The sequence below is a fragment of the Frankia sp. CgKIO3 genome (genome assembly GCF_977946435.1).
In genome coordinates, this window is the sequence record NZ_CDWTMO010000008.1 from 1 (window position 1) to 14,556 (window position 14,556).

Consider the following 14,556-nt stretch of genomic DNA (forward strand, 5'->3'; position numbering starts at 1 on the left):
GTGGGAGGGTGGATGGCTCTCGCCGGCGAGGAGGCCGTCCTCGACGCGGCCAAGGCGTCCCTGCTGGCGGTCGGGGTCCGGCGGACCACCCTGACCGAGGTAGCGCGCCGCGCCGGAGTGAGCCGGATGACCCTCTATCGACGCTGGCCGGACCTGCGCTCGCTGGTCGGTGATGTGATGACCCGCGAGTGGACCCAGGTCGTGACGGCCGCGTCGGCCATGGCCCAGGCCGGGCCGGACGGCGGGCTGCTCGACGGCGGGCTGCTCGACGATCTCGTCGAGCACATCATCGCGACGGTGGAGGCGTTCCGCACCAACCCGCTCTATCTGCGGATTATCGAGACGGATCCCGAGCTGCTGATCCCATACCTGATCGAGCGACGTGGCGCCACCCAGCAGATGATCCTGGACCTGCTGGCGAGCCAGTTCCGCACCGCCGCGGCGAACGGCGCCGTGCGGCCCGCGGACCCGTCGGCGCTGGCCCTCATGGTCCTGCTCGTCGTGCAGTCCTTCGTCCTGTCCGCCGAGGCCCTCGGCTGCGGTGTCCCCGCGGCGACCCGGACCGCCGAACTGCGCCGGCTCCTGCGCGGCTACCTCGCGCCGGAACCGGTCAAGGAGAGCACTGGGGGATCACCATGACGGTTCTGACGCTCCGGCCGACCGCGGCGACCTCGTTGAACGCCGGGCGGCGGGAACGGGAGCTGGCCGCCGTCGCGGCCGGCGGCCCGGTGGACCTGCTGGTGATTGGCGGTGGGGTCACCGGGGCCGGGGTGGCCCTGGACGCCGCCTCCCGCGGCCTGTCCGTCGTCCTCGCCGAGGCGCACGACCTCGCCTTCGGCACGAGCCGATGGAGTTCCAAGCTCGTTCACGGCGGGCTGCGTTACCTGGCCACCGGAAACGTGGCGCTGGCGCGGAAGAGCGCCGTCGAACGCGACATCCTGATGCGGCACACCGCGCCCCATCTCGTGCGGGCGCTGCCCATGCTCACCCCGCTGACCCCGGGAGTACCGCGGTCGAACGCCGCGCTGGTCCAGGCCGGGGTGTGGCTCGGCGACCTGCTGCGCCGCGGCGCGGGCACGCCCCGCGCGGTCCTGCCCGGCCCACGCCGGCTGACCGCCGTGGAGACGCTCGGGGTGGCTCCCGCGCTCCGGGAAGCCGGGCTGCGCGGCGGGGTGCTGCACTGGGACGGCCAGCTCGTTGACGACGCCCGTCTCGTCGTCGCGCTGGCCCGGACCGCCGCCGGATTCGGCGCCCGGATCCTGACCCGGCTGCGGGTGACCGGCCTCGACGGCGGCAGCAGCGCGGCGCGTGCCCTCGGCACCGGATCCCACGGCAACCGTGCCGGCCCGGGCCGGCACGGTTGCCGTGGGATCGAGGCGACCGCGGTGGACACCCTCACCGGTACCCGGATCACCCTGCGTGCGCGGACGGTGGTCAACGCCACCGGCGTGTGGGCGCCGGACCTGGCTCCGGGGATCCGGCTGCGGCCGAGCCGCGGCACCCACCTCGTGCTGCGCTCCACCGTCCTGGCCGGGACCCGCGCGGCGCTGTCCCTGCCGATGCCGGGTGAACGGAACCGGTTCGCGCTGGTGCTGCCCCAGGACGACGGCCGCGTCTACGTCGGGTTGACCGACGTGCCGGTCGAGGAGGTCGTCGACGTCCCGGTGCCCGACGAGGACGAGATCGCGCAGCTGCTGGGCATCGTCTCGAACGTGCTGGCCACCCCCATCGACCCGGCGGACCGGCTGGGCGCCTTCGCGGGCCTGCGCCCCCTGCTCGACACCGCCGACGCCCGTACCAGCGCCGCCCGCACCGCCGATCTCTCCCGGCGGCACCTGGTGCGGACCGACCCGGGCGGCCTGGCCACGGTGGTCGGCGGCAAACTGACGACCTATCGACGGATGGCCGCCGACGCGGTGGACGCCGCCGTCGCGGTAGGCGACCTCGACGCCGGCCCCTGCCGTACCCGGCGGCTCGGCCTGGTCGGTGCGGCACCTCGATCGGTCCTCGCCACGGTGGCCGCGCCGCGCCGTCTGGTCGAGCGGTACGGGACGGAGGCACCGAGGGTGCTGGCCCTGGCCGACGGCGACCCCGACCTGCTGGCACCCGTCGCCGAGGGGACGCCGGTCACCGGCGCGGAGCTGCTGTTCGCGGTGCGGGACGAAGGCGCGCTCGACCCGGCAGACCTGCTGGATCGCCGGACGCGCATCGGGCTGGCTCCCGCCGACCGCCGGGCAGCCCTGGGCCCGGCCCGGCAGCTGTTCGACCATACGCTGACGCGCTAAGGACCAGAACCGCCGAGGAACCAGCACCGCTGCGAGTGCTGCGGGATCGGGGGCGGTCAGGGCAACGTGTCGACGGTCAGCACCGCGATGCGCTCCAGATGCGCAGGAGTGTCACCAAAAGCGGGAATCTGGCGTTTGGCCCGCTTGTAAAAGAAGTGCGCATCATGCTCCCAGGTGTAGCCGATCCCCCCGTGGTACTGGATCATCGCCGCGGTGGCGTCCCCGGCGGCCTGGTTGGCCTTGCTCTTCGCCACCGCGAGCGCCAGCTCCGCGTCGGGCAGGGCGGTATCGAGCGCGTACGCCGCGTACAGCACCGCGTGCTCGGCCATCGTGACGGCGACATGCAGATCGGCGAGATGATGCGCGAGCGCCTGGAACGAACCGACCGGCCGGCCGAACTGCACCCGATCGATGTCGTAGGCGACGGTCCGGGTCAGCGCGGCCCGCGCGACACCGACGAGGTCCGCGGCCGTGAGCAGGGCACCACGACGGACCAGGTCCGCAGCGACCGCGGCGTTGGAGGCCGGCAACCGGGTCGCGGGCGCGTCGGCCAGGGACAGCGAGGCCAGCCGGGTGGTGCCGTCGAAGCCGCGCTGGGCGGTGACCGTCACCCCCGGGCCATGCGGATCGAGCAGGTAGAGCCCGACTCCGGCGGGGTCGACGGCGGCGACCACCACGAACCCGGCGACCTCGAGATACTCGACGCCAGACGCGACACCGCCCAGCCTGCCGTCCGCGGTCGCGCGGACCGCGATGCCGGTACGGTCGTATCCCCCGCCCGGGCCCCGCAGCGCCACGGTGGCCACCAGGTCACCGGCGGCGAGGGGGGCGAGCACCGCCGCCGCCTGGTCCGCCGAGCCGGCGAGCCGCACCGCCTCGCCCGCGAGCACGGTCGGCAGCCAGGGCCCGGGGATCGCCCCCGCTCCGAACGCCCGCGCGATGATCTGTGCGTCGAGCAGCCCGAGCCCGAGACCGTCGAACCGCGCGGGCACGCACACCGCGAGCCAGCCCTGTTCGCCGATCGCCTTCCACAGCTCGGGGGGGTGTCCGTCACCGTCGGGATCGGTGAAGACCGCGCGGACGGCGGTCAGATCGAAGCGGTCGGCCAGGAAGTCCCGGACGGTGGCGGCGAGCGCGCGCTGCTCGTCGGTGAGGGCGAAGAACACGGGCTCGGACCTCCGGAGGCGGGGCGAGGCAAGATCAGCGGGATGAACAGGCGCGGGCGCGGGCACAGACGTAGACGCAGGCCCGAATCGCGACAATGATCATGATCTGCGTGGCAGGCCGAGGACCCGCTCCGCGACGATCGTGCGCTGTACCTGCGAGGATCCACCCCAGATGGTGACGGAGCGGGTCCAGAAGCTCTCCTGCCGCAGCGTCGTCAGATCGAGGTCCGCGGTGGGGTGGGTGAGCGCCACATCGGCGCCGAGCAGCGCATCAAAGGTCTCGAACAGGTCCTGGTACGTCTCCGACCACTGCAGTTTGGTGATCGACGACTCGGCCCCCAGGTCCCGGCCCTGCTCTACCTGGCTGAGGACGTGCATCGAGTGGTAGCGCAGGCATTCGAGCTCGACCATGCGTCGGCCCAACTCCTGGCGCAGCACCGGGTCGGTGTCGCGGCCGAGCGCCCGGGCGACCCGGACGATCTCGTCGTAGCTGCGCCGGAAGCCGGTGTACTGGCTGATCCCGGACGCGCCGCGCTCGAACGACAGCAGAAACATCGCCGTCGCCCAGCCGTTGCCGATCCCGCCCAGGCACTCCGACGCCGGCACCCGCACGTCGGTGAGGAAGACCTCGCCGAACTCGCTGGCGCCGCTCATCTGCCGGACCGGCCGGACCTCCACCCCGGGAGCGTGCATGTCGATGAGCAGCAGCGAGATGCCGTGATGGCGCCGGCTGCCGGGCTCGGTCCGGACCAGGGTGAAGAGCTTGTCTCCGCGGTTCGCGAACGTCGTCCAGACCTTCTGCCCGTTGACCACGTACTCGTCCCCGTCGAGCACCCCGGACGTACGCAGCGCCGCGAGGTCGGAGCCCGCGCCGGGTTCCGAGAAGCCCTGGCACCAGATCACCTCGTTGCGCAGCATCGGCCCGAGGATGTCGCGCTTCTGCTCGGGTGTCCCGACCGCCATCACCGTCGGCGCGAGGAAGGCCAGGCCCAGCGTGTTGACCGAGCGCGGCGCCCGGGCGAGCTGCATCTCCTGGTCGTAGACGGCCATCATCCCCGGGGTGCCGCCCCGGCCGCCATACTCCACCGGCCAGTCGATCCCGGCGAAGCCCGCGAGCGCCTTGCGCCGCTCCCAGTCCCGCCGCAGGTCGAAGCCCTCGGCCTCCCCCACGCCGGCCCAGAACCCGGGCTCCGTCCAGGGGGCGGGGATGTTCTCGGCGAGCCAGGCCCGCAACTCGGCACGGAACCGTTCCTCGGCCGGCGGGTGGGTCAGGTCCATGCGTTGACCTCCATCTGGTGTTGACCTCCATCTGGTCGCCCATCCGGTCGCCTCGCGCGGGATCCCGGGACGGTCGCATTCGCATCCCACCACGCCCCGGCCGGACGTTCACAGACGTTCATGGACGTTCAACGATCCCGCGCCCGGACACCGGACACCGACAGCCGGCACGATGGGTGGCGAGCCGCCGGAGCGTCCCGGGCGATCACGACGACGGGACGCGAGGACGTTCGCAGGAGAGGAAGCAACTGGCGATGACGCCGACCAGACACGGAACCCCGACCGCCCGGCTCGACCGGGTCGGCCGCGCCGAGGCACTGCGCCGGATGGGGGCGGATCCGGTGGATGTGGCCGTGATCGGCGGCGGGGTCACCGGCACGGGGGTGGCGCTGGACGCGGTGACCCGGGGCCTGTTCGTCGCCCTGGTCGAGGCGCGCGACCTCGCCGCCGGCACGTCCAGCCGGTCGAGCAAGCTCATCCACGGCGGGCTGCGGTACCTCGAGCAGCTCAACGCCCCGCTGGTCCGAGAGGCGCTGCGGGAGCGGTCCCTCATGCTGGACACGCTCGCGCCCCATCTGGTCCGGGCCATCCCGTTCCTGCTGCCATTGACCCGCCACGGTTGGGAACGTGCCTACATCGGCAGTGGCGTGCTGTTCTACGATACCCTCGGGCAGGGGCTGGCCCGCATCGGGCCGAGCGGCGACGCCACCATGCCCCATCACCGGCACCTGACCCGCAAGGCGGCACTGCGGGAGTTCCCGTCGCTGCGCCCGGACGCCCTCGTCGGCGCGATCCAGTACTGGGACGGCCAGGTCGACGACGCGCGGCACACCGTGTTCGTCGCGCGGACCGCCGCCCGTTACGGGGCGCTCATCGCGACCAGCGCGCGGGTCACCGGCTTCCTGCGGGAGGGCGACCGGGTCGCCGGCGTGCGGGTGCGTGACCTCGAGTCGGGCGCCGAGATCGAGCTGCGGGCCCGCCAGACGATCAACGCTGCCGGAGTGTGGACCGACGAGATCCAGGCGATGGTGGGGGGACGTGGCCAGCTGTCGGTCCGGGCCTCCAAGGGAGTGCACATCGTCGTGCCCCGCGACCGCATCCATGGCGCCACCGGCCTGATCCTGCGCACCGAGAAGAGCGTGCTGTTCGTCATCCCGTGGGGCAGCCACTGGATCATCGGCACCACCGACACCGACTGGAGCCTCGACCTCGCCCATCCAGCGGCCAGCAGCGCCGACATCGACTACCTGCTCGGCACGGTCAACCGGGTGCTGCGCACGCCGCTCACAGCGGCGGATATCACCGGGGTGTACGCCGGGCTGCGCCCGCTGCTCGCCGGGGAGTCCGAGGACACCTCGCGGCTGTCCCGCGAGCATGCCGTGGTCAGCCCCGTCTCCGGGCTGACGATGGTCGCCGGCGGGAAGTACACGACCTACCGGGTGATGGCCGCCGACGCCGTCGACGCGGCCGTGCACGGCATGAACCGGGCGGTGCCGCCGTCGTGCACCGAGAAGATCCCACTGCTCGGCGCGGACGGGTTCCCCGCGCTGTGGAACGCCCGGGAGACCCTCGCCCGCCGCGCGGGGCTGCACGTCGGCTGGATCGAGCACCTCCTGCACCGCTACGGCACCCTCACCGAGGAGCTCCTGGACCTCATCGAGACGCGGCCGGATCTCGCCCAGCCGCTGCGCGGGGCATCGACCTACCTGGCCGCGGAGGCGGTGTACGCGGCCTCCCACGAGGGGGCGCTGCACCTGGAGGACGTGCTCACCCGGCGGACCCGCGTCTCGATCGAGACCATCGACCGGGGGGTGGAGGCCGCCGAGCACGTGGCCGATCTCATCGCCCCCGTGCTCGGCTGGGACCAGGCGACCCGCGCCCGCGAGGTCGAGCACTACCTCGCCCGGGTGGAGGCCGAACGGGCCTCGCAGCGGCAGGCCGACGACGCGACCGCCGACGCGGCCCGGCTCGGCGCGCCCGACGTGCGCCGGCTGGGCCGGACCGACCACCGCGCCCCGGCGGCGACCGGCGGGCCGTCCTGAAGGCTCGGCCAACCCGATCCGCGGCCCCGCCCAGGCATTTCGGTGCTGCGGTCCGCGCAACGACGTCCGCGCAACGACGTCATCCGTAGACCTCCAACAGGCGCAGCCAGACCTCGCTGACTGTCGGGAACGACGGGACCGCGTGCCACAGCCGCTCCAACGGCACCTCTCCGACGATCGCGATCGTGGCCGCGTGCACCATCTCCTGGGTGTCCGGACCGGTGAAGGTCGCTCCCACGAGCACCCGGCGGGTCTCGTCCACGACGATCTTCGACGTGCCCGTGATCTCCTCCCCCCGCACCGACGCGCCGGCCACCGAGCCGGTCGGCACGCTCACGGCCCGCACGGCGATCCCGGCCTCCCGCGCGGCCCGCTCGGTCAGTCCGACCGCGCTGACCTGTGGATCGGTGAAGGTCACCCGCGGGACGGCCGCCGGGTCGGCCAGGTCGCGCACGGGAGCGCCGGCGAGGTCCCGGCGGCCGGTGATGACGTCGGCCGCCAGCCGGGCCTGGTACTTGCCCATGTGGGTGAGCAGCGTGCGGCCGCAGACGTCGCCGACCGCGTAGAGCCAGTCCCCCGCCACGCCGACCGCGCGGAGCCGGTCGTCGACCTCGATGAACCGCCCGGGTTGCAGGCCCACGGTCTCCAGGCCCAGGTCGCCGGTCGCCGGGGTGCGCCCGACGGCGACCAGGATCTCGTCGGCGACCACGGCATCGCGGCGCGGCCGCCGCTCACCCGGCTCGGCCGGCTCAGCCGGATCCGCCGGCTCAGCCGGATCCGCCGACTCACTCGGCTCAGCCGGATCCGCCGACTCCACCGTGACGGTCACCGGCCCGGCCGAGCCGTCCGGTCCCGTCCGGGCCCGGCGGACCTCGACCGCCCGGCTTCCGAGCCGCACCGTGATGCCGGCCGCCTCGAAGGCGGCCCGCAGCTGCTCGCTGACGAACTCCTCCTCCCGGACGAGCAGCCGGGGCGATCCCTCGATCAAGGTCACCTCCGCGCTACCGAGCCGGCGGAAGGCCTGGGCGAGTTCCACCCCCACGGCGCCGCCGCCGAGCACCACGAGGCGGTGCGGGACCTTCCGCGCGCCGGTCGCGGTCCGGTTGTCCCACGGTTCGGCGTCGGCGAGACCGGGGATCGGTGGAACAGCGGCCCGCGTCCCGGTGGCCACAACCACGGCTCGGGATGCGGTCAGCACCCGGCGGGTGCCGTCCAGCAGCGTCACCGCGACCCGGCCGGCGGGCCCCACCAGGCGCCCGGTCCCGCGCACCAGCTCGACGCCCTTGTCGACCAGCCAGGGCACCTGGGAGGAATCGGAGTAGTCGCCCACCATCCGGTCTCGCCGGGCGAACGCCGCGGCGGCGTCGACGGGTCCGGTGACCGCCGACGCCGCGCCGGGAACGCGGCGGGCCGCCGCCAGCACCTCCCCCGGCCGCAGGAGAGTCTTGCTCGGGATACAGCCCCAGTAGCTGCACTCCCCGCCGACGAGCTCGCGTTCGACGACGATGACGGACAGACCCGCGTCGGCACAGCGGCCGGCGACGTTCTCGCCCGCGGGCCCGGCGCCGAGCACAATCACGTCCGCGTCGGCATCCATGGCCGCCTCCCCTGCCCTGCCCGGCTCGCTCACAAGCCCTCCGTCGTTGCTCGTTAGAATCTGCCGCTCGCTCCACGCCAACCGAAGATCATCGAGAACTTTCGGGGTCCCGCCCGGCTCGCCAACTGATCCAACTGATCCAGACGGCACGGACGGCACGTGACCGGGCCGGCGCCGGCTCGGAGACGAGAAGCACGTGCACCACGGACGGGGAAGCACGGATGCAGCACGGAGAATGGCGTCAGGAGCGCCAGGCCGGGCCCGTCCCGGCGACACGCCGGAGCGGGCCATCGAGACGAACCAGCGGAGAGATGAAGATGCAGCTCGGGATGATCGGACTCGGCCGGATGGGTGCCAACCTGGTGCGCCGGCTGATCCGCGGTGGTCACGAATGCGTGGTCTACGACGTCAACCCCGAGGCCGTCAAGGCCCTGGCGGCGGAGGGCGCCACGGAGACGCGGAGCCTCGCCGAGTTCGCCGCAGCCCTGCGTCCGCCCCGGGCTGCCTGGATCATGGTGCCCGCCGGGCTGACCGGTGAGACCGTCTCGGCCCTGGCCGAGCACTTCGCGCCGGACGACGTGATCATCGACGGCGGCAACTCCTACTACCGGGATGACATCCTGCGTGCCGCGTCGCTCGTCGAGCGGGGCATCCACTACGTCGACGTCGGCACCTCCGGGGGCGTGTTCGGGCTGGAACGCGGCTTCTGTCTGATGATCGGCGGCGAACCGGGGGTCGTGGCCCGCCTAGAGCCGCTGTTCGAGACGATCGCACCCGGCGTCGGCACCATCCCGCGGACCCCGGGCCGGACCGGCGAGATCACCCAGGCCGAGAAGGGATACCTGTACTGCGGCCCGAACGGCGCCGGTCACTTCGTCAAGATGGTGCACAACGGCATCGAGTACGGCTCGATGGCCGCCTTCGCCGAGGGGTTCGCGGTACTCGACAAGGCGAACATCGGCACGACGTCCGCCGAGCACAACGCCGAGACCGCCCCGCTGGGCAACCCGGAGTACTACCAGTACGACCTCGACACCACCGCGATCGCCGAGGTGTGGCGGCGGGGCAGCGTGGTTAGTTCCTGGCTGCTCGACCTCACCGCCGCCGCGCTGCAGGAGGATCCCGGACTCACCGAGTTCAGCGGCCGGGTGTCCGACTCCGGGGAAGGACGTTGGACGGTACTGGCCGCCGTGGAGGAGGGCGTTCCCGCCCATGTGCTGACAGCGTCCCTCTACGAGCGGTTCAGCTCGCGCGGGGAGGGCCTGTTCGCCGACAAGCTGTTGTCGGCGATGCGCAAGCAGTTCGGTGGGCACGCGGAGAAGCCAGCCGGCTGAGCCTCGCCGGCTTCCTTGCCTGTCCAGAGGCTTTTGTGTCTGATTTATCCCTCTGGATAGGCAAGGAAAGGGCTCAGGGGCGGGCGTTGTCGGCGCCGAGGTCCGCCGCGTCTCCCATAACGATCATGGGATGGGCCATCGGGGTCAGCCAACGGAGAACGACCACGAGGGCGTCCTGTTCCACCGCGATGCAGCCCCGCGTCGGCGATCTGTGGTCGACATGCAGCCAGATGTCCCCGCCGATCTGCGGGCCCAGCGGACGGGTCGGGTCCGACGGCGGATGCCCGGGCAGTCGGTTGTAGTCGATGGCGACCACGTAGTTGAACGCGTCGGGCATCAGCTCGCCCCGCGGACCCGTCGCCCGGTAGAACGACGGGCGATACTCGTAGGCCAGACCGGTGCCCGGATCGGCCAGCTTGCCACCGGCGGCGGTGAGACTGAACACGCCGATCGGGCTGCGCAGATCGCCCTCCCGATGGTCATACGTCCAGCCGTCGGCGCCGTTGCGGCCGATCAGCGGGGCGCCGTAGGTCTCCCAGGCGGAGCCGGGATCGGCTCGTTCCCACAGCGTCACGTTGTTGGTGTTCGCGTTCCGGTCGATGCCGCTCACCACGATCACCTGCCGGGCGGCCTGCGGGATCTTCGTCATCATCACCGGTCCGACCCCGGGGATCGCCGTGAGGTCGGAGGCGGGCCCCGCCCTACCGTCCGCGCCGGTGCCGGCCGCCCGGCTGGTCCTCACCGGCCCACCCACTCCCGCCGGGCGTGCTTCGGAGGTGGGATCGAGCCCGGATGTGCGTCCGAGCCGGGGCGCGCCCCTGGGCCCGGACGGTACGGACACCGACAGGTCATGCGAGGAGCCCGGGTCCGAGCCGGGACTGCTGAGATGAAGTGCACTGGCCGCCCCCACGGCCAACGTCACACCCACCGCGGCGGCACCGACCGCGACCGATCGACCCCGCGGGGGGCTCGTACGCGTCTCGGTCCGGCGGCGATTCCTGCGATGATCGGCCATGCCTCCGACTTCCGGGACGACGCCACGGGCGGGGCGGCGACGCACTGTTGACCTCTGCCACCCCCGGCGGCCGCCACGCCCGCGCCATCCGGCTGCGGCCATAATGCACCGGCGATGACAATACGTATCATTCGCGCCGACCTGGCGAGGTAGCCCAGCCCGGCGAGGTACCCCGACTCGGGGAGGTATCCCGGAGCAGCCGCCGGTGCGTCGGCCCACGACACCCGCAGACCGCGATCACGACGACGGGAGTCCATGCGCCCGGGACCGTGACGATCGGAGACAACCGTCCATGCCTCCATGTTCGACCCTCACTCCTCCCCGATCTCAGAATTCAAGTACTTCGAGCAATGATGGACACGATCCGGATCCAATGCCCAGCGGAGGATGATAGATTGCCACATCGGCATCGATGATCAGAAGTATGTTCACGGAGAGACGAGACGAAGACCACGAGGAGCCCGGCATGGTGGTACGGACGGCCGGCGGCCGTTCCCGGCGCAGCCGGCACGAATAGGCCCCTCCGATCGTGCTCGCCGGTTTCCGGTTCCACCGCATCCTCACCGCCCCTCGGCGACCCGACACACCCGACCGGCCCGATCCCGTACCGGCCGCGCTCTTCGCCGCCCTCGTCGGCGCGCACGCGCAGTTGACCTCGCTCGGGCCCGGCCACGAACCCACCGTCTCCGGTGCGTCCACTCGCGGCGGCCCGTACCCGGTGCCGGGAGCAGCCCGGCCGGGAATCGCCGTCGCCTGGCTACGGGGCCCGGGTGAGGCGCACATCCGGTTCCTCGCCGGCGGCCGCCCCTTCTTCCCGGCGGGCCCGACCACGACAGACCCGACCGCGGCGGCCATGTCGACACCGGCCACGTCGCTCGCAACAGCCACGTCGACACCAGCCGCAACCGCGGTTCCGCTGCTGTACCCGCCGGGATCGACAGCGGTGGCGCTGCCACCGGACGCCGTACCCGCCCAGCTCGCAGGCTTCCCCTACTGGCTGCGGTGCGAAGGCCTCCCGGATGCCCTGTGGGCCGCCGATCCCGGCACCGACGTCCGGCCCGCCGGACACCCGCCGCGGATCGTTCGACGACTACGCCGCGCATCTCGTCGGCCCGTTCGCCTGGCTTGTGCTCGCGTGGCCGGTGCCCCCCGAACATCTCGCCGAGGAACAGGCGGATCTCTCGCGATCGATTCCCGTGCTGCGCCGGCGGGAGAACGACCAGGGCGCCCGGCTCGACCTGGAGCGCGCGGAGGCCCGCTACCGGGAACTGGGCCGGGGCGCGTCGAGCGGCATGTGGGACGTGGAGATCCTGGTCGGTGGGGTGACCCCGGCCGGCGCGGTCCCGCTGGCCGCCCTGCTGTGCAGCTCCAGCGATCTCGACCGGCTGCCCTACACGTTGAGTCCGACCGGCCCGGTCACCTCGTTCGCGGGGGCCCTCGGCGGGGTCGGAGCCGGAGCCGGGGTCGGAGCCGGAACCGGAACCGGCGGGCTGGCCGGCTCGCCGCGGCCCTCGCCGCGAGCGAGCGCGGAGCTGCTGGCGGCGCTGGCCCGGCCGCCCGGCCGTGAGCTGCCGGGTATCACCCTGATCACACCGCACGCCTTCGACGTGACGCCCGAGGGTCCGAACCGGTCCGGTCCCGCGGACCCCCGGGGAACGCCCGGCGCCGTTCGGCTCGGCGACGTGCTCGACGCCGGCTGGATGCCGGCCGGCACGTTCTCGGTTCCCCGCGCGACGCTCAACCGGCACGCCTTCGTCTGCGGCGCCACCGGATCCGGGAAGTCACAGACCGTGCGGTCGCTGCTGGAGTCGTTGACCCGTGCTCCGGCGCCCGTTCCGTGGCTGGTCCTGGAGCCGGCCAAGGCCGAGTACGCCCGGATGGCCGGGCGGCTCGCCGGCCTCGCCGAGGTGCTCGTCATCAGGCCGGGCCGGCTCGACGCTCCACCGGCGTCGCTGAACCCGCTGGAACCCGAGCCCGGCTTTCCCTTGCAGAGCCACATCGATCTCGTCCGGGCCCTGTTCCTGGCGGCGTTCGAGGCGCACGAGCCGTTCCCCCAGGTGCTCGCCCGCGCGCTGACGGTCTCTTACCAAGACCTGGGATGGAACCTGGTGCTGGACCGGCCGGAGCCCGCGCACCGGCCCAGATTCCGGGTGGCCGGGCCGAAGGAGGACCCGAAGGTCGACGTGCGCAGGCGATATCCGACCCTCGGGGACCTGCAGCGGACCGCGACGAGGGTGGTCGAGAATATCGGCCACGGCGCGGAGGTCACGGCGGACGTCCGGGGCTTTGTCGACGTGCGCATCGGCAGCCTGCGGGAGGGTTCTCCCGGTCGGTTCTTCGAGGGCGGGCATCCGATCAACATCGGCGCCCTGCTGGCGCGCAACGTCGTCTTCGAGCTGGAGGACATCACCAGCGACCAGGACAAGGCGTTCCTGCTCGGCGCCGTCCTGATCCGCGTCGTGGAGCATCTGCGGGTCCGGTACGGCAGCGCGGGCGGACTGCGCCACGTCCTGGTCCTCGAGGAGGCCCACCGGCTGCTCAAGAACGTCACCGACGGCCCGGCCGCGGCCGCCGTCGACCTGTTCGCCTCGCTGCTCGCGGAGATCCGCGCCTACGGCGAGGGGCTCATTGTCGTGGAACAGATCCCAGCGAAAATCCTTCCCGACGTTATCAAGAACACCGCGCTGAAGGTGATGCACCGGCTCCCGGCCGCCGACGACCGGGAAGCCGTCGGCGCGACAATGAACCTGCGCGACGACCAGTCCGAGCTGGTCGTGGCGCTGCCGGCGGGGGTGGCGGCGGTGAGCGCGGACGGCATGGACCGTCCCGTGCTGGCCCGGATGGTCGCCGGAGACGACCGGGAAAGCGCGCGCCTCGCGCGCTACGACCAGGGGCCCCTGGCCAGATGGCGCAGCCTCGGCTGCGGCGCGGCCTGCGTCGCCGGTCCCGCCTGCACCCTGGAGGAGACGGAGACGTCCGCCCTCGCGGCCCGCGATCCCCTGCTGGTGGTGTGGGTCGAGGCGGTGGCCGCGCACCAGGTCATGGGCTTCACCCATCTGCTCGAGATCGCGCTGTTCGCTCCGGCGGAACCCCTGCGGACCACCCTCGCTGCGTTGCCGGGTCGCATCCTCGACTGCGCGCTCGCCCATGCCGCCGACCGGGCGACGGACGCCCGCGCCGCCGCGCTGCGCCCCTTCGTCGACCCCGACGACTTCACCACCGCCCTGCTCGCGACGCTGCGCCGGCTCCTCGGCCTGCCGCCGTCCCCGGCGGACGTGGCAGACGTGGCAGACGCGGCGAACACCGTCGACTCCCGGCACCTGACCGCGGGCGTGTACCGCTGGCAGGACGTCCGGCAGGCACTGATCGACGCGGTGCGCCGGCGGGGGGCCGACGCGGGCCCGCATCCGCTCACCGCGGCCTGGCGCGAGCGCAGTCTGACCCTGCCGGGCAAGACCGTGGGCGAACAGCTCACCCGGATGAAGAACAGTGCCCTCTACGCTCCGGGCCGGGAGAGGGTCAACATCGGTGATCCGGCGGTCAGCGGCCTCACCGCGGCGGTCCGGGAACTCACCGGCGCGGCGGATGCCGCCTCGCTGTCGGACGCACTCCACCAGGCATGCACCGGCGACGGACTGGCCGAGCTGGCCACTCAGATCTCCGACCTCGTCGGCCCCGCGCCGAGCGGACCGGGGAGCGCCCCACCGGAGTCCACCGCGGCAGCCATCGCCCCCGGCCCGCCCATCGGGACGGCACCCGCGTTCGGGACAGCGCAGGCGTTCGGGACAGCGCAGGACTGAGCGCCCGGGCCCGTCGACCGTCGGGGCGCTACGGCAGGG

Annotated in this window: 9 protein-coding genes; 5 read left to right on the forward strand and 4 right to left on the reverse strand. The window is 72.9% G+C overall.

From position 1 onward, the window contains the following. Both AC08OJ_RS02135 and AC08OJ_RS02140 read left to right on the forward strand, forming a co-directional pair. On the forward strand, nucleotides 1–639 hold the full coding sequence (locus tag AC08OJ_RS02135) for a TetR/AcrR family transcriptional regulator (protein ID WP_476594931.1): 639 nt from the start codon (nucleotides 1–3) through the stop codon (nucleotides 637–639). Continuing rightward, nucleotides 636–2,285, forward strand: coding sequence for a glycerol-3-phosphate dehydrogenase/oxidase (locus AC08OJ_RS02140; protein ID WP_476594932.1), 1,650 nt, complete (start codon nucleotides 636–638; stop codon nucleotides 2,283–2,285). Before AC08OJ_RS02135 ends, AC08OJ_RS02140 begins: the two co-directional genes overlap by 4 nt. Before the next feature lie 56 nt (nucleotides 2,286–2,341). On the opposite strand, the gene AC08OJ_RS02145 is transcribed toward AC08OJ_RS02140, so the two are convergent. Beyond that, the gene (locus AC08OJ_RS02145; RefSeq protein WP_476591734.1) at nucleotides 2,342–3,451 is read right to left on the reverse strand and encodes an acyl-CoA dehydrogenase family protein; all 1,110 of its coding nucleotides are present in this window, start codon (nucleotides 3,449–3,451) and stop codon (nucleotides 2,342–2,344) included. 99 nt (nucleotides 3,452–3,550) lie between these two features. Continuing rightward, nucleotides 3,551–4,729 carry an acyl-CoA dehydrogenase family protein gene (locus tag AC08OJ_RS02150; RefSeq protein ID WP_476591733.1) on the reverse strand — a complete coding sequence of 393 codons (1,179 nt, stop codon included), beginning with the start codon at nucleotides 4,727–4,729 and terminating at the stop codon, nucleotides 3,551–3,553. Between the two features lie 254 nt (nucleotides 4,730–4,983). Here AC08OJ_RS02150 and AC08OJ_RS02155 point away from each other — a divergent pair, with 254 nt between their 5' ends. Continuing rightward, nucleotides 4,984–6,771, forward strand: a complete 1,788-nt coding sequence (locus AC08OJ_RS02155; RefSeq protein ID WP_476591732.1) for a glycerol-3-phosphate dehydrogenase/oxidase — start codon at nucleotides 4,984–4,986, stop codon at nucleotides 6,769–6,771. A gap of 79 nt (nucleotides 6,772–6,850) precedes the next feature. Here AC08OJ_RS02155 and AC08OJ_RS02160 read toward each other — a convergent pair whose 3' ends face one another. Beyond that, a complete protein-coding gene (locus tag AC08OJ_RS02160) occupies nucleotides 6,851–8,368 on the reverse strand; it encodes a dihydrolipoyl dehydrogenase family protein (protein WP_476594933.1) in 1,518 nt (505 codons plus the stop codon). Between the two features lie 317 nt (nucleotides 8,369–8,685). Between AC08OJ_RS02160 and gnd the strand changes: the two genes are divergently transcribed. Next, on the forward strand, nucleotides 8,686–9,702 hold the full coding sequence (gnd, locus tag AC08OJ_RS02165) for a phosphogluconate dehydrogenase (NAD(+)-dependent, decarboxylating) (protein ID WP_476594943.1): 1,017 nt from the start codon (nucleotides 8,686–8,688) through the stop codon (nucleotides 9,700–9,702). Nucleotides 9,703–9,775: 73 nt separating this feature from the next. Here the strand turns inward: gnd and AC08OJ_RS02170 are convergent, their stop codons facing one another. Further along, nucleotides 9,776–10,444 carry a hypothetical protein gene (locus AC08OJ_RS02170; RefSeq protein ID WP_476591730.1) on the reverse strand — a complete coding sequence of 223 codons (669 nt, stop codon included), beginning with the start codon at nucleotides 10,442–10,444 and terminating at the stop codon, nucleotides 9,776–9,778. Between the two features lie 1,292 nt (nucleotides 10,445–11,736). Here AC08OJ_RS02170 and AC08OJ_RS02175 point away from each other — a divergent pair. Next, nucleotides 11,737–14,517, forward strand: coding sequence for an ATP-binding protein (locus tag AC08OJ_RS02175; RefSeq protein WP_476594934.1), 2,781 nt, complete (start codon nucleotides 11,737–11,739; stop codon nucleotides 14,515–14,517). The last annotated feature ends 39 nt before the right edge of the window (nucleotides 14,518–14,556 follow it).

Coding starts and splice junctions, on each gene's coding strand:
- AC08OJ_RS02150 (WP_476591733.1), bottom strand. CDS start 4,729: ATGGACCTGACCCACCCGCCGGCCGAGGAACGGTTCCGTGCCGAGTTG.
- AC08OJ_RS02140 (WP_476594932.1), top strand. CDS start 636: ATGACGGTTCTGACGCTCCGGCCGACCGCGGCGACCTCGTTGAACGCC.
- AC08OJ_RS02160 (WP_476594933.1), bottom strand. CDS start 8,368: ATGGATGCCGACGCGGACGTGATTGTGCTCGGCGCCGGGCCCGCGGGC.
- AC08OJ_RS02175 (WP_476594934.1), top strand. CDS start 11,737: ATGCCCTGTGGGCCGCCGATCCCGGCACCGACGTCCGGCCCGCCGGAC.
- AC08OJ_RS02155 (WP_476591732.1), top strand. CDS start 4,984: ATGACGCCGACCAGACACGGAACCCCGACCGCCCGGCTCGACCGGGTC.
- gnd (WP_476594943.1), top strand. CDS start 8,686: ATGCAGCTCGGGATGATCGGACTCGGCCGGATGGGTGCCAACCTGGTG.